A 19,114-nucleotide genomic window follows, 5' to 3' on the forward strand; every position below is an offset into this window, starting at 1 on the left:
ATTCATTCATTTATGCTTCATCATGATCATTCTTACCAACTGCCCCTTCAAAATGTTCATTTAAATACGGGTTTTCATTTGGTGCGAAGTTAGCAGAAAGTAAACTCATTTCCGGCTCTAGTCCATTGAGACCTTTTACAGATTTAGACTTTCCCTCATGATCATCACTAACAAACTCGTTCTCTTTTTCACTCAAGCAAATCGCCCTCCTTTCTTGAAACTTTTTTTCTATTGTCTGCCTTGCTATAGGATTACATTCCAAACGGCATAAAAAAATCCCCGATTAAATCAGGGATTTTAGGAACTGTCATCAAATTGGCGGTTGAATTGGGTGGTCAGCTAGTGGATTAGTTGCATACGCTACATCATGTGATTGCTTTTGACTGTCAACACCTTTTGCGGAAGTGAAAAGAACAAGTAGTGAAACTGAACAGATAAGTACAACAAACTTTTTCATAGTTGGCCTCCTAAGTTATTTTATTTAAATAATTCACGGCTTCTAAAACCATACCCTTTTCATTGTAATAATCAGCAAGCATTTTATAAAAACGGGTAAGGTCGTCATTATGTTCATTGCCCTCTTCAAAATAGGGTATTACTTTGGATTCTAAATATTTAAACCCTTTACCTGGAGAGTTCATAAGGAGCAGATAAAAGTCGGCTAATAGTCGATATTTTTTAACCCCTAGATCTTTCGCTAAAGAGTGCACTTCTTGAAAACACTCGCATGCCTTCTCAATAAAACGTAAAGAATAGTTAAGTTCACCAATTGAATATAAAGTGACAAGGTAATGCTGATTAAAGTTGGGCTGCAAGGCCAAACTTTTGTCATAATAGTACAGGGCCTCTTTTACATTCTTCATCTTATTTTGTAAGTAACCCATATTGTGATAAATTTGCGGGAGCAGTTTTTCTTCTTTTAATAATTCTGCGTTGCGGATTAAGTGTTGGAAACAGCCTTGCGCTTCTTCGTAGATATTGGAATGGGTGTAATTGATCCCCAAAAGCATAAGAGTGTGAAGAATTCTAATGAAGTTATGCTGATTCATAAATATTTGCAGCGCCATATTACCAAAATGGATCGCATGTCCTGATTGCTGAAGTGAGCTTTTTACAAGCGCCCGATGATATAGGAATTCTCCATCCGCAGTTTCGTTATTATTTTCTGTACTTAAGGCATCAAGGATATCATCTGCATTCTTATATTGACCCTTCCACATTAAGAATATCGCATTATAGTAACGAAATAAATAGTTCTCATGTTGGGAAAAATTTTTCTTTTGCTTATATAATAAGTCTCTCTGACACTCGGCTTCGGCAAATAATCCCTTGTATAATAGATATCGGTATTTATATAACTCGCTGATGTAAATATGCTGGGAGAAGGGGATAAGATGTTCCATATCTTTTAGTTTCTGATAGGTTTCGTCTATTTCATTCATAAGATAAAAATTAGTCTTACTATCAAGATCTCTTAAAAGAATTTTGATTTGATCTTCTTTCTCTTCCATCTCTTCAAGGCTTATCTGGAGCCTTTCAAGTAAAAGGGAAATCGTGTTCTCGTTTGCTTCTTTTGAGTTGTTTTCAATCTTGCTTAAATGGGGAACAGAGCAAATCCCTTTCGCAAGCTCTGCTTGTGTCATTCCTCGTTGGGTTCGATAGAATTTAATCAGGGCTCCGAATTCCATATTGCCACCAGCTCACCTTTCGTTTTTTACCATTTTACTATAAATGTCATCTTTCTCACAGTATCTTTCAGATTATTTAAAAAAATAATGAATATAATAGTCTTTTTTTATTGGGAAAATTTTTCCTTTAGCGCAATATTGATAGTTTTTTAAACAAAAAAACCAACCCAATTAAGGCTGGTAATCTAGAAATATTTCTTTTTCCAAAAAATAATCGCCGCTAATGTCGATAACACGCCGCATATTATTAAAGTAAACATAAACCCATGCGGATTATTTTCAAAAGGTAATTCAACGTTCATTCCAAAAAGACTGAATACCATTGTCGGGAACGATAAAATAATCGTAATTGATGTTAAAAACTTCATCACAATGTTCAAGTTATTTGAAATGATCGAGGCGAAGGCATTCATCATTCCCGTTAAGATGGAACGATAGGTTTCCGCCATCTCAATCGCCTGTGTTTTTTCAATAATGACGTCTTCTAATAAATCCTTGTCTTCTTCATACATTTTCAAATAATTAAAGCGGAGTATTTTATCGAGTACGACCTTATTTGATTTCAACGAAGTCGTAAAGTAAACCAAACTTTTCTCTAAAGCGAGAAACGCAAATAGTTCTTTATTTTTCAATGATTGGTGAACGACGCGTTCAATTTCATTGGTTTTCTTGTTAATTTGTTTTAAGTAACGAAGATAATAAGAAGAAATGACAAACAGGATTTGCAGGGCGAAACGTGTCTTTTTAAAGGTAAAAAACTCTTTCACTCTGTTTTTCCGAAATTCCTCTAGGATCGGTGTATCTTTTAATGAAACGGTAATAATACAGTCTTCCGTCAGGATAATCCCAATTGGAATCGTCTCATAACCGGCAAACCCCGTTTCGTCGTGAACGATATAGGGAAAGTCGACAATGATGTAGACTCGGCCGTCATCCCGTTCAATCCTTGGACGTTCTTCATCATCCAAGGCGTCTTTGATAATATCCACATCGACTTGGGCATCAATTGATACTCGGGTAATTTCTTCTGCTGTTGGGGCAGACATATTGACCCAGCAGCCCTTTGAAATCACATCAACCGTCTCTAACACCTTTGTCTCTGTGCTTTTAAAAATTTCCAACATACGAAAACCTCCTCACTTACTTTGTTTGAGGAAGCCAACAACCTTTTCCAGAGTTGATATTCTTGATATTCAATTCAATCCATTCAAAGACATTGACTTCCCCTCGCCTACTTGGGTCCGGGTCCACGGAATAACACAAAAATATCAACTCCTTCTAACTTTTTTCATCCTATCCTATCATAAACTGAAACTCCATAAAGTTCAAAGGAGTTTTTAAAAAAAGAAAGCCATGCTTCAGAATATTCATAGCCGAGACAATCTGTGCTTGTTTTGTTCGTCTTATTTGTCTTCTGAAAAATAGGGATTTAAATGAATTAATACTTCTCTAATGTTGTCATTTTTATCAATCAAATTCTTTTTAATCGATTTTGCTAAATCATGCCCTTGTTTGATTGTTTTATCATGATCAATTGCGATTCGTAAATCGACCAACACATAATGACCATGTTCTCTCGCCCTGATCCTGTCGATTCTCTTGACGTCAGGGGATTGCTTAATAATTGCCACGTATTCCTCAATTGTCTCTGTCTTAATATTACGCTCGAGTAATATGTCAAAGGCCTCTGTCAGCATTTCTTTCGCAATTTTAAAAATCAAATAAGCCACAAAAATACTTGCAACCCTATCACCGTAAAGTAAAAAAGGAATGTCCAACCGTTCCCCAATGATTGAAAGGAGTACTCCGATTGCAGCTGCGATGGATGCAACAATGTCAGCTTTATGATCAAACGCGATTGCCTCAATGGCCTTACTATTATTTTGATTGGCAACCCGCAATGAACTCCGGTATAAAATAATCTTGGTAATAAAGGAAAAGAGCGCGACCCACATTGCCAGGAAGCTTGGTGATTCTACTGTATGGAATAACCCGCTGATCCCTTCATAAGCGACATAAATGGCCACAAGCAGCAGCAAAAACCCAATAATTTCGGAAACGATAACCTCTGCTTTTCCATGGCCATATGGATGTTCCTTATCTGCTGGTTTATCAGAAATCTTTATAACCAACAAAACAATAACAGACGCAAAAACATCTGCAGCCGAATGGATCCCATCAGCAAATACAGCTTCACTATTTCCATAGGACCCAATAATAATTTTTCCTAATGTAAGAATTAAATTACTGATTACACTAATCCAAGCCACTTTTTTGGCCAGGGCTTCTCTCATTCCCATAGTAAACCACCTCGAAATTCCCTTTAGAAATCATAACAAACATGACCTTGATGGGTCTAGAGAAAAAGTCTTGCCCAATCCAAGTTAAGTTGAACGAATACAACATTTAGGGTTGTTTTTCTTCATGCCCGTCTCCTTCATTTTTAACCATTTCTACTTCCTCAATTACTGAAATTCGTGTGATTTGGTCGTGCAAGAAATGGAAGGCTTGATCTAAATCCTCCCGTGTTGGGAATTCATCTTTTTTATACATATTGGACACCCCCCTTATAAGTTTTTTTATGAGTAATATTTTATAAAAAGAAGAAAATATCGTTGTACCCAATATGAAAAGGAGGAATACAGGATGGACCACAAGAAAGCTAATCCAAAGAAAGAAGTTGCCGGAAGTTTTTATCATCCAAGCTATTATCAAGAAAAGGATGATTTATCAGCTGGACTTGCGACCACACATGAACAAGTAAGTGATGTTTATATGGAAGGAGACATCAGTGCCGCTGTCTTTGACAATGGCGGTGATTCCTCGGAAGGCCTGGACCGAGAATAAAAGCGGAGAAAACAGCTCTCACAAGAAAGCTGTTTTCTTCCTTTTTTCAGAAAGTTATTTATCGTCGTCAACGTATGGGTCATGTTCATATGCCGGCAAATCCCCAAAGCTGGTCATAATTCCTTCATCGTCTAAGACTTCCTCATACTGTTCATGCTGTGCGTTTGGATATACCTTAATCTCTTTTCCATACATGTCATTTCCAACAAAGTTTTCGTAATCCTCAACATAACCAACATTCTCATCCGCTTCGATATAGATATCACTATAGTCGTCCTGCGGGAAGGCTAAATCGGAGGGTGTATCAGACGTGCCCCATTCAGCAACAGCTTGCCACGAATCCTCCGCATCAAAGGCAACATCTTCATCCTTGTCATCCATATCAAATTTTCCGAAGGGAGGAGCCAATACTTCTTCCTCAATAGGGCGGCTGTGTGAAGTAATTTGATCCTGACTATGCTCAATACAAAAAATGGTATTTGGCAGGGCCCGAAGCCGTTCTAGCGGAATTTCCTTTCCACAGACCTCACATTTCCCGTAAGTGCCTTTTTCCATTGCCTCTAAGGCCTGATTGATATTCTTTAGCTGTGTTTCCGAATGTTCATTTAAGGCAATATCCTTTTCACGTTCATATAATTCGGTTCCCTCATCTGCAGGATGGTTATCATAGCTCGATAATTCTCCCATTGACTCATGTGCATGGCCTCGCTCAAGACCAAAATGGTCATTTTGCTTTAGGCTTTCCTCCACTTCGTCCTTGCTCTGCAATAATTGTAAACGCAACTCAGATAACTGCTCTGTTGATAACATTGAGATAAACTCCTTTCATAAAAAAACAGTACCTAACCTTTAGTATCCACCAACATCTATCACTTCATTTTTTTATTTTTAACTTTATATTTCCATTCTATTTTCATTTGTTTAATGATTGATTATGTAAATAATTTTTATTTCCATTAAAATTCACTCCATCACTTCTATACGAATCGAATAAGAATTAGTTTGTCGTGTATCTTAAGAAATATCAGCCGATGAGAAAAGAGGAGATTAGATGGTAAACCAAAACTTTGATAAATTTAAGCAGGCTCAGAAAGAACACCACCCCCAATATTTAGGTGGGACTAAAAACCAAAAGCCCGGTCTTAATGATCCAGAATATAACAATCAGGACAATACCGACAAATCGCCTGGGGCAACTGGGCGTAACATATAACAACCGTTAAAAGGCAGTCAGTATCACTGTTTCGATTGTGGCGGCATTGATGATGCCTAAATAAACCCGTTCAAAAGGCTTCCTCAAAAAATCATTAGTAAATGACTTTTTGAGGAAGCCTCCTATTGTGCCGCAGGATTAAATGGATTCAGCTTATCGCCAGATGATGGTAAGCGATATCCATATTTTTCTTTAGTTCATCGGGGTGATTGTGATAGACAACCTCACCCTTATTTAAAATGTAGACATCGTCAGCAATGCTTAAGGCCGTTGCAATGTTTTGCTCGACTAAAAGCATCGACATACCTGCTTCCTTTAATTTCAAAAGAACGTCCATTACTTCCCCTACCATTAAAGGGGAAAGGCCTTCTGTCGGTTCATCAAGAAGAAGAATTTTAGGATTACGCATTAATGCCCGGCCAATCGAAAGCATGGATTGCTCGCCGCCGCTTAAATTCCCGGCATGTGTCTTTTCCCGTTCCTTTAAGCGGGGGAAAAGATCAAAGATACGTTCCAAGTCCCACTTTCCGTTGTCGTGATCCGCAAACACAGCTAAATTTTCTCGCACCGTTAAGTTAGTAAAAATCCGTCGCCCCTGCGGTACAATTCCAATCCCTTTTCTGGCAATTTGATGACTTTTAAGCTTGATGATATTTTCACCTTCAAGTGAAACTTTGCCTTCCTTTTTCGTGACAAATCCGATAATAGAATGAATCGTCGTTGTTTTTCCCATGCCGTTCCTCCCAAGCAGGGTCACGACACTCCCTTTTTTCACTTCGAGATTAACTCCATGAAGAATATGGCTTGCTCCATAGTAACTATGGACCCCTTTCAAGCTAAGCATTGGCCGCTTCCTCCTTTCCCATATAGATTTCTTTGACGTCTGGATTTACCCTTACCTCCTCAGGGCTTCCATCCGCAATGAGTGTACCGGCGTGCAGAACAATCACTCGATCCATATTACCAAATAACACTTCGATGTCATGCTCAATCATCATAATCGTCACCTCGGAAGGTAATTTGTTGATTAACGAAATGATCTGATCGGTTTCCAATTGCGACATCCCGGCAGTTGGTTCATCTAATAGAAGCAATTTAGGATTCCCTGCTATCGCCATAATGATCTCAATTTGCCGCTGCACACCATAAGACAAATCCTGAACCTTCGTTTGGCTATATTCTTGTAATCCCCACTCATATAGAAGTTTTTCTACCTTTTCATACAACGATGGATAATTCTTCTTATTTGCTGTTTTCCACCATTGGGTATGTTTTTTATCTATTCGCTGTAAAACCAGAAGCAAATTTTCCTTTACAGTTAAGCCCAGCATTAAATTATTTTTTTGGAAGGTACGGACGATTCCCTGTTCCGTCCGTTTATAATTTGGCCAACGATTGATCATATCAGCAAAATAGCTAATTGATCCCCCAGATGGTTCTAAATCGCCGGCAATCATATTAAATAACGTCGATTTACCAGCACCATTTGGACCAATAAGCCCAACTCGTTCTCCTGCAGTTACTTCTAATGTAACATCCTCAATCACCTTTATACCGCCAAAATGTTTCGATAGGCCCTTAAGGGAAAGAATATTTTCCTTCTTCATCTACATTCTCCTAACCATCCATTTTAGTTTGCTGCTTTATTGGTATGATATTAGGTTCCTTATGTTCTATCTTTTGCTGTTTAACCACTATTCTTTTTGCACGATTGAAAATCCCGACAATTCCATTTGGGGCAAAGATGACAAATAAAATGAAGGCTGTACCAATAATCATCATCCAATTTTCCGTATAGGAACTAACAATGGTTTCCAAAATCACGATGAAGGCTGCACCAATGACCGGCCCCCATAATGTACCAACACCACCGATTAAAACCATGATTAACACTGACCCCGATGCTGTCCAATAAACGTCGGTTGGCGAGATGAAGCCGTTGAAAATTACATATAAACCTCCCGCTAAACCACCCATTGTCCCTGAAATTAAAAAGCTAATATTTTTATATAACGCTGTGTTATAACCGATTGATTTCATCCGTTCCTCATTTTCTTTTATACCAATAAATACAGATCCTAACGGGGAATGTAAGAACCGGCTCAAGAGGAATAGTAGTATAGCCATCACAACCAGGATAAAATAGTAGACAAACACTTGATTTGAAAGCCGTATATCACCGAATACATCGAGGGGAGCGATACCTGATAATCCGTTCGAACCACCGGTTACGGTTGTCCATTGGTAGACTAGCGAGTAAAAGATTTGCGAACAGGCTAGTGTCAGCATTAAAAAATAAAAACCATGTGCTTTAGTGGAAAGTAAACCAATAATCAGTGCCAGCAAAAAGGCGAATAAAAGTCCGATTCCGAGGGTGACGAAAATGTTCGTGCTAAACTTTATGGCAGCCAATCCCGTTGCATAGGCACCAGCACCAAAGAAGGCAGCGTGGCCCAATGAAACCATCCCTGTCTGTCCGACCAGAATATTTAAGCTTACCGCAAAAACACCTAAAATTAATATTTCCGATAAAATATTCACGTAATAAATAGATAAAAAGAATGGAACAAGAACCATTAGTAAAAATAGGAGAGTTCCTTTAATCGGTCCCTTCTTCATTACACCACTCTCCTGCCAGTAAGACCTTGCGGACGAATCACTAGTACCAACGCCATTAAGGCAAATGTAATAATTAAACTTAGTTCAGGCAGAAAAAAGCGGCTAAAGGTTTCAACAAAGCCTACGAGCAAACTTGCAATAAATGTTCCCGTTACTGAACCAAGGCCGCCTACGACGAGAACAACCAAAGATAAAATGAGAATTTGAAACTCCATTCCCGGATAAACACCGAGTACTGGTGAACCAAGGACTCCTCCCAAACCTGCCATTAAGCTGCCTAAGAAAAATACACAAGTAAACACAAAATGAATGTTAACACCTAAACCTCCTACCATTTCCTTATCAGACAATCCGGCCCGGATAACAGCACCCCACTTTGTTTTTTCCTGGGTATACCATAAGAAAATAGCAATCACAATTCCAATAACGATTAGGGCAAGGCGGTAAGCAGGAATGGCATTACCTGCAATTTCTACCGACATATTCAGTACATCCGGCGGGTTAACAACTAGAATATTTTTACCCCACATCATCGAAAAAACATCGTGAAAAATATAGGCCAATCCAAACGTTAATAAGACTTGGGAAAGGTGTCCCAGCTTGTATGTAGGCCGGAGAATAACCACTTCGAGCACTAATCCGATAATTGCAATCAGAAGCGGAACCGCCATTAAGGCCACCCAAAATGGCAATCCCGCCTTTATTATGAGCGAGTAGCCAACATAGGAACCAAGTACATACAAGGATCCATGCGCTAGGTTTAACACGCCCAATATACCAAAAACAATCGTGATCCCACAGGTGATAATAAATAGTAACATTCCATAGCTTAATCCATTCATCATTTGCAGAAGCAAGGCGCTCAAATGTTTAGCCTCCTTTTCCCAACTTTTATTTTATTTTTAAAAGAAAGAGGCAATTTAAATCTTGCCTCTTTCAACTTGCAGCTATTCAGTAAAATAAGCTTATTTTCCTGGATCTACTACTTGTGGAATCGTATCAATGACTTTATTTTCTGTTTTTCCATTAACAATTCCCGTTTCCACAATATAAAGATTTTGGATTACATTATGAGTGTCTTTATCAAACTTAATTGGGCCTCGTGGACTGTTTATTTCGACAGATGACATGGCTTCAATCAACTTATCTGGATCAGATACATCACCTTTTAATTTATTAATTGCTTCTGCAAGAATCATTGCTGCATCGTATCCTTCAGCGGATTCAATACTTGCCCGTTTGTTGTATTTCTTTTCGTAGGCTTTGATAAATGTCTGATTTTCCTTCGTATCTAAACTGTAATCCCAGAAAATAGATGCCTTAATTCCATCTGGTGAATTAGCTTGCTGCGGACGAACATCTTCAGCAGTTAGCCAGCCTGATCCAATTAGCGGAATCTTCTCTTTTAATCCGTATTGGTCATATTGCTGGACAAACCTTACCGCATCACTGCCTGCATAGAAAGCGTAAATGCCGTCAATACCCTCTTTATTCATTTTCCCTAGATAGGAGGAATAGTCATTATTCCCTAGCGGTGGATAAACTTCTCCGGCAATTTGCCCGCCGGCTTTCGTATACGCTTCTTTAAATGCCTCTGCAACTTCATGACCAAAGGCATAATCAGCAGCCGTAACATAGATTTTCTTGCCAACGTTTTTGTATGCCCATTCACCCATAGAATGACCGATTTGCCATGAGCTAAAGGAGGATCTCCAAATATAATCGCTCCGCTTGCTTCTAGTTAAATCATTGCCTCCTGCATGGGAATCAAGAAATGGAAGCTTTTTGCTATCAACTTCATCACGTATTGCATAAGCGACTGCTGTACTGACCGGACCAGTTAGAATGTCGATTTTATCCTGATCCGTTAATTTTCTCAGCTTTCTTAGTGCCACCTGCGGATCTGCCTCTGTATCTTCATGGATTATCTCAATTTTTTTACCGGCAACTTCCCAGTTTTGTTCTTCAAAGTATAGGTTCATTCCATTTAGCAGGTTTTCACCTAAGGATGCGTATACACCAGTTGAAGGAAGCAAGGCCCCAATTTTAATTGGAGAATTGTCATCCGTTTTTTCTTTTGTTTTCTCTTTTGAAGTGGTTGTGTTAATGGCACCTGAACTGCATGCCGAAAGTAACAGGACTAAAAGGATTAAGACAAAACCATTTCTTTTAAAATTTTTCATAATTACCCCCTGATATATTGATAACGCTTTCAGTAATAACGAATGAACCTCCCTTTTTTGAAAAATTTAGAACATTTACACTATTATTATATTGTTTATAGTGTTTATTTTCAATGCTTTTTTTAAACACTAATTAAAAAATCATAATATAAAAATAGTTAAAATGGGCTAAATAGAGGAAATTATCGTTATCTTTCGGGAAAAATGACTTATATTTTATTTTTATTTCCAATAATTAAAATATGTTTTTAATCCCATAGTAATAATTTCGCATTATAACTTCAATAGACTATGTGTGATTTAATTGACATAAAAAATAGCCAGCTCAAAAACTGGCTATTTAGTCACTAGATTAATTTTTATGCGTGTTTCAACCTAAACCGCTGCACTTTTCCAGTTGCTGTTTTAGGTAAATCCTCGATAAATTCAATTTCTCTAGGATACTTATATGGTGCAAGATTTTGTTTTACAAACAGCTTGAGATCTGCTTTTAAGTCATCTGTAGGTTCTACCCCATCCCTTAGGACAATAAATGCCTTCGGGTATACAAGATTATTCTCGTTTTTCGCCCCGACAACAGCGACCTCAAATACATACTCATGCCGGATAAGAGTTGATTCTATTTCAATAGGTGAAACCCAAATACCGCCCACCTTCAGCATGTCATCAGAGCGGCCGCAGTACCAGAAATATCCTTCTTCATCTTGATAATATTTATCCCCTGTATACATCCACTCTCCGTGGAATTTACTTTGATTTTCTGCTAAATTACAAAAGTAACCGATGCTGACGCTATCCCCTTTGATGACAAGGTCGCCAATTTCATTGACTTCCACTGGCGCAGATTCTTCATTGACAATTTTAGCCTTGTAGCCCGGGACAACCTTTCCCGTGCTTCCCGCTTTAATTTCACCAATCGTATTAGAAAGGAATATGTGTAAAGCTTCCGTCGATCCAATTCCATCTAAAATATCAATATTAAATAGCTCTTTCCACTTTTGAATAAAGGTTGCCGGAAGTGCCTCACCTGCTGATACGCAAATCCTGACGGATGAGAGATCGGGAATGACTCCCGTTCTTTCAACATATTGGATCAGTGATCCATATAAAGTAGGCACGCCAAAGAATATGGTCGGCTTCTGCTTTTCAATAACGGTAAAGATATTTTCGGGTGTCGGGCGATCCTTTAATAAAACGGTTGAACCGCCAGCACCAAGCGGGAAGTACATCCCATTCCCAAGACCATAAGCAAAATATAGCTTGGATGCAGAAAAGGTTCGGTCGTTCTCATTGATTTTAAGTACAGTCTCTGCAAAATTTCTATGGGCCACTTCCATACTTCTTTGCATGTGGACAACACCCTTTGGATTACCTGTGCTTCCGGAGCTGTATAGCCAAAAGGCAGGGTCTTCCGAAATGGTCAGTTCTGCCTCCAATTCAGAAGAGGCTGGATTAATAAACTCATCATAATCAAAAGCATCCGTAAAACTATAGCCGTTCTCTGAAATGACAATAACGTCTCTAAGGAAAATAAATCGGTCTCTGTTTTCCTTTATTGCATTCCATACTTCTTCCTGTATTAATAATACCTTGGCACGACTGTGATTTAGAAAATATTCATAGTCTTGTGGCTTCATTGACGTATTGACAGGGATTGGAATGGCACCAATTTTCACAGCCCCAAAAAAGGAGTAAATAAATTCAGGGGAATCATAAACAACTTGCAGGATCCGATTTTCCCTTTCTACACCAATTTCTTTGAGAGCGTTTCCAAATTTATTTGCCTTTTCAAGAATGTCTTGGTAGGTGATTTGTTCATCCTCACTATAAATAGCCACCTTGCTGCCAAGACCTTTTTGCACATTTTCTTCTACAAAACGGTTAGCACTATTATAAAAGTCTTTAATACCCTTTAACTGTTGAACTGACTCTAGCATTCTTTAACCCCCAATAGAAAATTGGTACTCATTAATCCGGATAAAACTTTCTGCTGAATCTAGAGGTAGGGTTATCATGTTTTTTTCAATAGCAGGGTCTGGCTCATTCGGATGAGCCAGACCGTACCTATTACTTACCGGCCCATTCCGCCGGGCGTTTTTCAATAAAGGCACTAAGGCCCTCTTTTGCATCTTCTGAGCGGAATAATAGATTTTGTAATTCTCCTTCGTAACGAATGGCTGCATTTAAAGGCATTTCTTTCCCATTCATTATCGAAAGCTTAATGTTAGAAGCTGCATATGTTGCACTATTAGCAATCTTTCTTGCATATTCTAATGTTTTTGCACGTGTTTCTTCCTGCGGATAGACACGGTCAACTAATTTTATATTTAGGGCTTCTTGTGGGGTTAATGTTTCCCCTGTTATATTCAAATCAAGCGCTTTCGAATGGCCAACTTGGCGTGCCAAACGTTGTGTTCCGCCTGTACCAGCCAATACCCCAAGGGTAATTTCAGGCAAGCCAATCTTACCGGCTTGGTCTCCCATAAACCGCAGGTCACAAGCAAGTGCCATCTCTAGTCCGCCGCCAACGGTATGTCCTTCAAGACAAGCGATCCAAATTTGCGGGGAACGGGCAATCTTATCTAAGGTTTCATTACAGAATAAGCAAAATTGTGTTTTAAAACGCGGCTCTGCTGCTTTTAGAAAGTTAATATTTGCTCCCGCCGAGAAGAATTTTGGCATATCACTCATTAATACAGCGACTTTAATGTCGTTATCAAAACGAATATCATCAATGGCAGCGTTTAATTCTTTGTAATATTCTAAGTCATACGCATTGGTTTTATTGACGTGAATATGAACCTCAGCAATTCCATTTTCTTTTTTAACTGTTAATGTTTTAGTATCTAATTTGACTTGAGTCATTAGAATTCCTCCTTGTATTTGTAATCTTTCCTATATTCCGAAAATATTTAATGGTTTAGCCCCAATATAGGAGACAACACTCTTCGTTTCTGTATATAATTCGAGCGTTTCAACACATAACTCCCTGCCAAATCCAGACTGTTTGTAGCCGCCGAAAGGTGTGCCCGGGAAGGCTGAAATCGGACTATTCACCATCACAATGCCTGCCCGGATTCCCGCCGCAATTCGGTGTGCTTTGCCGTGGTCTTTTGTCCAAATCGCAGAACCTAGCCCAAAGATTGAATCATTGGCCTGTTTTAACACTTCGGAGTCATCTTTAAATTTCATCACAACGACTACAGGTCCAAACACTTCTTCTTGGGCAATCCTCATATCATTGGTTACATTGCCAATAATGGTTGGCTGATACCAATAGCCGTTTTCAAACTCTGGTCCTTCAGGGCGGCTTCCGCCAAAAAGAATTTCCCCGCCTTCTTCAATCGCCAGCTTTACATAGCCATCAACTGTATTCTCATGACTTTTCGAGATGAGTGCGCCCATATGCGTTTCTTTGTTGAACGGGTCGCCTACTTTTAATTTCCTTGCCTTTTCAATAAACCTTGTCAAAAATTCATCATAAATATTTTCATGAACAAAGATTCGCGAGCGCGCTTCACAGGATTGACCTGAGTTGTAGAATATTCCATATATAGACCCAGCAACTGCCGCCTCAATATCACAGTCATCAAAGATAATACTTGGTGATTTTCCGCCCAGCTCAAGGGTTATACGCTTAAGGGTTTCCGATGCACGTGCCATGATGTCTTTCCCTGTTTCGGTTTCACCGGTAAAGGCCACTTTATCTACACCCGGATGCTCGGTCAAATATGGACCAATTTCAGAACCGCTCCCAGTTAGAACATTCACCACGCCAGCCGGTACGCCGGCCTCCTGACAAATATCTGCAAGCATGAAAGCCGTAATTGGCGTATAGCTAGCTGGTTTTAAGATAATTGTACAACCTGCTGCCAATGCAGGTGCTACCTTCCATGCAGCCATCATTAATGGATAGTTCCAAGGAATAATTTGAGCACAAACACCCACTGGTTCCTTCGTGGTATAGTTAAAAAATCCATTGGGTACTGAGTTAGTCCGTCCTCCAAAAGTGGTAATTGCACCTGCATAAAATTCAAAGTCCTCAATCGCCTGTGTAATTTGACCTTGTGCGGCTGCCACCGTTTTTCCGCTATTTAAAACCTCCGCCTCAACAAGCTCATTAAAGCGCTCACGCATAATTTGGGCAATTTTATTAAGGACCCTTGCCCTTCTTGCCGGCGATAATTTCGGCCACTTGCCAGTATCAAATGCCTTTCTTGCTGCATTTACAGCACGATTTACATCTTCCTTCGTCGCTTTTGCGACTTTTGCTAACACTTCACCCGTAGCAGGATTATGTGTTTCAAAAAATTGTTCACTGCTGCTATTGCTGTATTCCCCATTAATTAATAACTGGTACTCTTCCTTCAATGTCGTTGTTTTTAACATTCCGGTAACCCCTTTACATTTTTTCGATAATCGTGGAAATTCCTTGGCCAACTCCAATGCACATGCTAGCAAGACCATATCTGCAATCACGTTTCTGCATCTCATGCACAAGCGTGGTTAAGATTCTTGCACCACTACAGCCAAGAGGGTGTCCAAGTGCAATTGCGCCTCCATTTACGTTGACTTTCCCCATGTCAAACCCTAACTCTTTAATGCATGCTGCAGATTGAGCAGCAAATGCTTCGTTAAGTTCAATCAAATCAAGATCATTAACGGATAATCCTGCTCTCTGCAATGCCTTCCTAGTTGCGGGAACCGGCCCAATTCCCATGAATGCCGGATCCACCCCTGCAACGGCAGAGGTCACGATTCTAGCTAATGGTTTTAAGCCTAACTTTTCTGCCAGCTCTTTTTCCATGATTAAGATGGCGCTTGCTCCATCATTAATGCCTGATGAATTTCCAGCAGTAACCGTTCCCCCATCCTTAAATACGGGTTTTAACTTCGCCAGCGCCTCCCATGTGGTGGAAGGACGAACATGTTCGTCCGTTTGAAAATTAATCGATTCTCCCCTTTTCTGCGGAATTTTAACTGGGATAATTTCATCCTGGAATCGACCACTTTCTATTGCAGCAGCTGCTTTTAATTGACTGCTGAGTGCGAGCTCATCCTGCTCTTCTCTGGAAATGTGATATCTTTCCGCTACATTTTCCGCTGTTTCTCCTAAACTAATCGGAGGATGTGCCTTGGCAAGACTAGGATTAACAAGGCGCCAGCCAATCGTCGTATCAAATAAAGTTTGATTGCTTCTAGCGTTTGACAACTGGGGTTTCATCATGACATATGGAGCCCGTGTCATGTTCTCGGTTCCACCTGCAATAAAAATGTTACCAAGCCCTGCTTTAATTGCGGAGGAGGCTTGATTTATCGCATCTAACCCTGAACCACATAAACGATTAATTGTCACCCCAGCTACGGATTCAGGAATCCCTGCTAATAGCAGGCCCATTCTCGCTACATTTCGATTATCTTCGCCCGCTTGGTTCGTACAACCGAAGTAAACATCTTCTATTAAAGAAGGATCCACTTGTACTCTAGCCAAAAGACCTTTCATGACATGTCCTGCTAAGTCGTCGGCACGAATGTTTGTTAAAGCACCGTTTATCTTCCCAATGGGTGTCCGCACCGCATCAATTATGACTGCTTCTCTCATTGCGAGTACTCCTTCACCTGACGATTTTGGTTGAAATAGAAACCCTTCCCTGTTTCCGTGCCGGTCCAGCCGGCATAAACAAGCTTGCGGATTAATGGTGCGGGTCGATATCTCTCTTCACCCAGCTGTCTGTGCAACCCAGTTAAGACAGCATACACATCATCAATACCAATTTTCTCCGCCCATTCTAAGGGGCCGAGCGGATAATTGGTTCCTTTTTTCATCGCTTCATCAATGTCTTCCGCCGAGGCTGTGCCTTCAATGAGAGAAAAGGCTGCTTCATTAATAATCATCGATAGGATCCGCGGGAAGACCAGACCGGCTTCATCCTGAACCACTTCTGTTTCCTGCCCAATCGCAAAAAACAGTTCTTCGACCAGCTGCAAATAATAAAGATCTGATTGTAATGCCGGGGCTATTTCAATCAATTTTCCCTCCATGAAATTCGCGAAGGCTCCAAACCCAATCAGCCTCTCAGGATGGGTCAGCCACGATGCTGCTTCTGTTGCCGTTAATGCAAGCGTGGTTGCTACTATCAACGTCGAAGGATGGACATGGGCTTCAATATCTCTTAGGTTTTTCCTTTTTTGCTCAAGATCGAGATTGGTCGTTTCAATAACTGCCTCAATGTCTTTAACTGCTTCGAAGTCGTTGAGCGCAACTTCTTTTAACCCATTTGCTCGAAGAGAATGTACAAGCTCTTTTGCTAACAAATTTTCACCTATGACGACAATTCCTTTAGGTGTCATATGAAAAGAACCCTCCCTTCGTCTTTCTCCCCAGGCTGCCTGCTTGAACCATCCGTTCCTGAAGATAATGCGGTCGAAAACGCGGTTCCCCATAAAAACTGTTGTGGACTGATTTTGTTACCGCGAAATTGACATCAATCCCAATTAAGTCCTGAAGCTCAAAGGGCCCCATTTTAAAATTCCCTGCCATTTTCATAATACGGTCAATTTGTTTCACGTCAGCTACTTGATCATTCATGATTTTCAAGGCTTCACCGTAAAATGGCCGTGCGACGCGATTGACAATAAAACCTGGAGTATCTTTGCAGACAACCGGACTCTTACGAATCTTTTTAGCAAACTCAACCAATGTTTCCACTGTTTCAGATGACGTTTTTAATCCGCGGACGACCTCAACTAATGGCATGACAGGAGCTGGATTGAAGAAGTGAAAACCAGCTACTCGCTTTGGTGTCTGTATTTGCCCGGAGATTTCTGTAATGGATAACGATGAAGTGTTCGTTGCCAGGATGGTATCTTTAAAACATACTTCTTCAAGGGTTCTAAAAATGGAACGCTTAATTTCGATATTTTCTGGTGCCGCTTCAATGATAAGCTGGCAATCATGAAGCTCTGATAAATCAGCCGTTGTTTGCAGGTTTTCTTTCATTTCCTTAATTTCTTGAGCGCTTGCTCTATTTTTTTGCACTAATCGATCCAATCTTGACTCTATTGCTGCTTTGGCTCGATCAACTGTTTCAAGGTCGATATCATAAATGATGACGGTATATCCGTATTGAATCATGAGCTGGGCAATTCCAGCTCCCATTGTTCCCGAACCAACAATACCAATTTTCTCAATTTGCTTCATCGGAAGCTTGACACCTCTCATTATTTCGACTGTGATGCTTGCCAGCGAATATATTCAAAGACAGTGCGGCAGCTGTTGCAATAATACTGGAGGACCAATTGGGCGGTACCGAAAGAAGATATTTTTTCAACATTTTCGGAAGAGCAAAATGAGCATTGAATTGTTCTTTTCTCATCAGACATGTTGTACATCCCCAAGGGTCATTAGTTTTTCGATTGTTTCATTGTATGCATTTACTAGATTGCTATTTTCCAAGATTACTTTTTCAGAGATTAATAGTTTGTCATTTTCCACATTCTTTAACCATTGCAAAACTTCTATAGTTACCCGTTCTAACTCCTCTGTAAATGTTTTTGGAACGGCCCCTTTATCAGTAAGCAATTGTTTACACCAACTCTTTGAGTAAAGAAGATGTTCCTCTTGTTCTTTAAGCATTTTACTAAATGGCGTGTGTAAACCTGGGTGCTTTGCACTGCTAACAGCATTTATGACGAGATCCACGGCAGCATTCACCGCGTAAACTCCGGCAATTAACGCAACCCAGTTGGTGGTATTTACAACAGCCGGAAAGGCCTTTCCTGTTTGGGTTTTAATTTCAACTTTACTGCCGTTTAGACCCTGCAATTCATTTGCCCATTTATACATAAGCCGCGCATGACCAAGTTCAGCTTGGGCCAAGGCAATCGAAGATAGCGTAGCTTCTAAATTTGGACCGCTAATACCAATTTCTACAAGACGGTCACCTAGGATAAATTTGTTATCGGCCACTGTTTCGGCTAATTTTATAAGAGATACATTGTTTAGGATACTCATTTTAATTAACACCCTCTTTTTCAAATAGTGGTTCTGGAAGGCGTACTGTAATGAAGGCATCTTTTCGGACAATTTGCATTTCTACCCAGTCTTCTTCATCGTAAATGTATTGTGCATAAACTTTTGCCAGTTCATCACTCTCAGCCTGAAATGACCCAACATAAATTAAATCATCGCCTCGTTTGATCCGGGTAAAAAGAAAGTATTCCTGTTTCTGTTTCGTAAAAGTCATGAGCTAACCCCCCAAGTTCTGAGTTTTTCTTTCCCCTTATCGCTCATATTTTGTACGGTCCAAGGCGGACTCCAAACCACTTCAATATCCACTGCTGAAATATCTTCTTCTTTAAGAAGCCGTTCCTTGATATCGCTTTCAATCCATTGCATGCAGCCGCAGCCTGTTGAGGTGTAGGTCATCTTTACGGCAAGCTTGCTGCCTTCCACTTTTGTAATTTCATAGATTAATCCCATATCAACGACACTAATCGGAAACTCTGGGTCCATTACTTCGGTTAGAGCATTCCAGTATTTTTCAGTCTCTACCGTTTGCATC

General features: G+C 39.9%; 24 protein-coding genes. 2 read left to right on the plus strand and 22 right to left on the minus strand.

The genetic code is table 11. The features are described from left to right. Window positions 1-10: 10 nt before the first annotated feature. The 6 genes from BSO02S_RS13330 to BSO02S_RS27120 form a co-directional block, all read right to left on the minus strand. On the minus strand, window positions 11-196 hold the full coding sequence (locus tag BSO02S_RS13330; RefSeq protein ID WP_066067848.1) for a hypothetical protein: 186 nt from the start codon (window positions 194-196) through the stop codon (window positions 11-13). 114 nt (window positions 197-310) lie between these two features. After that, entirely contained in the window at window positions 311-457 is a 147-nt protein-coding gene (locus BSO02S_RS27115; RefSeq protein ID WP_157081465.1) for a hypothetical protein, read from the minus strand. A 10-nt stretch (window positions 458-467) separates the two neighbouring features. Continuing rightward, entirely contained in the window at window positions 468-1,688 is a 1,221-nt protein-coding gene (locus tag BSO02S_RS13335; RefSeq protein ID WP_066067851.1) for a helix-turn-helix domain-containing protein, read from the minus strand. Between the two features lie 185 nt (window positions 1,689-1,873). Further along, window positions 1,874-2,812, minus strand: coding sequence for a magnesium transporter CorA family protein (locus tag BSO02S_RS13340; protein ID WP_066067854.1), 939 nt, complete (start codon window positions 2,810-2,812; stop codon window positions 1,874-1,876). A gap of 279 nt (window positions 2,813-3,091) precedes the next feature. Next, window positions 3,092-3,988 (minus strand): cation diffusion facilitator family transporter, encoded by an 897-nt coding sequence (locus tag BSO02S_RS13345; protein WP_066067857.1) that lies wholly within the window; start codon window positions 3,986-3,988, stop codon window positions 3,092-3,094. Between the two features lie 106 nt (window positions 3,989-4,094). After that, the gene (locus BSO02S_RS27120; RefSeq protein ID WP_157081466.1) at window positions 4,095-4,241 is read right to left on the minus strand and encodes a hypothetical protein; all 147 of its coding nucleotides are present in this window, start codon (window positions 4,239-4,241) and stop codon (window positions 4,095-4,097) included. A 93-nt stretch (window positions 4,242-4,334) separates the two neighbouring features. Between BSO02S_RS27120 and BSO02S_RS13350 the strand changes: the two genes are divergently transcribed. Then, a complete protein-coding gene (locus BSO02S_RS13350) occupies window positions 4,335-4,535 on the plus strand; it encodes a YozQ family protein (protein ID WP_066067860.1) in 201 nt (66 codons plus the stop codon). Window positions 4,536-4,589: 54 nt separating this feature from the next. Here the strand turns inward: BSO02S_RS13350 and BSO02S_RS13355 are convergent, their stop codons facing one another. Beyond that, on the minus strand, window positions 4,590-5,345 hold the full coding sequence (locus tag BSO02S_RS13355) for a TraR/DksA C4-type zinc finger protein (RefSeq protein WP_066067863.1): 756 nt from the start codon (window positions 5,343-5,345) through the stop codon (window positions 4,590-4,592). Window positions 5,346-5,586: 241 nt separating this feature from the next. Here BSO02S_RS13355 and BSO02S_RS27125 point away from each other — a divergent pair, with 241 nt between their 5' ends. Further along, window positions 5,587-5,748 carry a hypothetical protein gene (locus BSO02S_RS27125; protein ID WP_157081467.1) on the plus strand — a complete coding sequence of 54 codons (162 nt, stop codon included), beginning with the start codon at window positions 5,587-5,589 and terminating at the stop codon, window positions 5,746-5,748. A 148-nt stretch (window positions 5,749-5,896) separates the two neighbouring features. On the opposite strand, the gene BSO02S_RS13360 is transcribed toward BSO02S_RS27125, so the two are convergent. The 15 genes from BSO02S_RS13360 to BSO02S_RS13430 form a co-directional block, all read right to left on the minus strand. Then, window positions 5,897-6,592 carry an ABC transporter ATP-binding protein gene (locus BSO02S_RS13360; RefSeq protein WP_066067868.1) on the minus strand — a complete coding sequence of 232 codons (696 nt, stop codon included), beginning with the start codon at window positions 6,590-6,592 and terminating at the stop codon, window positions 5,897-5,899. Then, window positions 6,585-7,355, minus strand: a complete 771-nt coding sequence (locus BSO02S_RS13365; protein WP_066067871.1) for an ABC transporter ATP-binding protein — start codon at window positions 7,353-7,355, stop codon at window positions 6,585-6,587. The genes BSO02S_RS13360 and BSO02S_RS13365 overlap by 8 nt, the downstream gene beginning before the upstream one ends. Before the next feature lie 10 nt (window positions 7,356-7,365). Continuing rightward, window positions 7,366-8,367 (minus strand): branched-chain amino acid ABC transporter permease, encoded by a 1,002-nt coding sequence (locus BSO02S_RS13370; RefSeq protein ID WP_066067874.1) that lies wholly within the window; start codon window positions 8,365-8,367, stop codon window positions 7,366-7,368. Beyond that, on the minus strand, window positions 8,367-9,233 hold the full coding sequence (locus BSO02S_RS13375; protein WP_084375019.1) for a branched-chain amino acid ABC transporter permease: 867 nt from the start codon (window positions 9,231-9,233) through the stop codon (window positions 8,367-8,369). The genes BSO02S_RS13370 and BSO02S_RS13375 overlap by 1 nt, the downstream gene beginning before the upstream one ends. Before the next feature lie 99 nt (window positions 9,234-9,332). Further along, window positions 9,333-10,550, minus strand: a complete 1,218-nt coding sequence (locus BSO02S_RS13380) for an ABC transporter substrate-binding protein (protein ID WP_066067875.1) — start codon at window positions 10,548-10,550, stop codon at window positions 9,333-9,335. Window positions 10,551-10,909: 359 nt separating this feature from the next. After that, window positions 10,910-12,487 (minus strand): benzoate-CoA ligase family protein, encoded by a 1,578-nt coding sequence (locus BSO02S_RS13385; protein WP_066067877.1) that lies wholly within the window; start codon window positions 12,485-12,487, stop codon window positions 10,910-10,912. Window positions 12,488-12,617: 130 nt separating this feature from the next. After that, window positions 12,618-13,415 carry an enoyl-CoA hydratase/isomerase family protein gene (locus BSO02S_RS13390; RefSeq protein WP_066067880.1) on the minus strand — a complete coding sequence of 266 codons (798 nt, stop codon included), beginning with the start codon at window positions 13,413-13,415 and terminating at the stop codon, window positions 12,618-12,620. Between the two features lie 30 nt (window positions 13,416-13,445). Further along, window positions 13,446-14,939, minus strand: a complete 1,494-nt coding sequence (locus BSO02S_RS13395) for an aldehyde dehydrogenase family protein (RefSeq protein WP_066067881.1) — start codon at window positions 14,937-14,939, stop codon at window positions 13,446-13,448. Window positions 14,940-14,952: 13 nt separating this feature from the next. Beyond that, window positions 14,953-16,152: a thiolase family protein gene (locus tag BSO02S_RS13400; protein ID WP_066067884.1), complete on the minus strand. Its 1,200-nt coding sequence runs from the start codon at window positions 16,150-16,152 to the stop codon at window positions 14,953-14,955. After that, window positions 16,149-16,901, minus strand: a complete 753-nt coding sequence (locus BSO02S_RS13405) for a 3-hydroxyacyl-CoA dehydrogenase family protein (protein ID WP_066067886.1) — start codon at window positions 16,899-16,901, stop codon at window positions 16,149-16,151. The genes BSO02S_RS13400 and BSO02S_RS13405 overlap by 4 nt, the downstream gene beginning before the upstream one ends. Further along, window positions 16,891-17,751, minus strand: coding sequence for a 3-hydroxyacyl-CoA dehydrogenase NAD-binding domain-containing protein (locus BSO02S_RS13410; RefSeq protein ID WP_066067889.1), 861 nt, complete (start codon window positions 17,749-17,751; stop codon window positions 16,891-16,893). The genes BSO02S_RS13405 and BSO02S_RS13410 overlap by 11 nt, the downstream gene beginning before the upstream one ends. A 20-nt stretch (window positions 17,752-17,771) precedes the next feature. Then, the gene (locus tag BSO02S_RS28655; protein WP_439951383.1) at window positions 17,772-17,942 is read right to left on the minus strand and encodes a PaaD-like zinc ribbon domain-containing protein; all 171 of its coding nucleotides are present in this window, start codon (window positions 17,940-17,942) and stop codon (window positions 17,772-17,774) included. Next, window positions 17,926-18,564 (minus strand): Phenylacetic acid catabolic protein, encoded by a 639-nt coding sequence (locus BSO02S_RS13420; RefSeq protein ID WP_066067894.1) that lies wholly within the window; start codon window positions 18,562-18,564, stop codon window positions 17,926-17,928. Before BSO02S_RS13420 ends, BSO02S_RS28655 begins: the two co-directional genes overlap by 17 nt. Window position 18,565: 1 nt before the next feature. Next, entirely contained in the window at window positions 18,566-18,796 is a 231-nt protein-coding gene (locus tag BSO02S_RS13425) for a hypothetical protein (RefSeq protein WP_066067897.1), read from the minus strand. Beyond that, window positions 18,793-19,113: a metal-sulfur cluster assembly factor gene (locus BSO02S_RS13430; RefSeq protein WP_066067994.1), complete on the minus strand. Its 321-nt coding sequence runs from the start codon at window positions 19,111-19,113 to the stop codon at window positions 18,793-18,795. The genes BSO02S_RS13425 and BSO02S_RS13430 overlap by 4 nt, the downstream gene beginning before the upstream one ends. Window position 19,114 lies beyond the last annotated feature (1 nt).

The organism is Neobacillus soli NBRC 102451, from assembly GCF_001591665.1.
Taxonomy (GTDB): domain Bacteria; phylum Bacillota; class Bacilli; order Bacillales; family Cytobacillaceae; genus Neobacillus; species Neobacillus soli.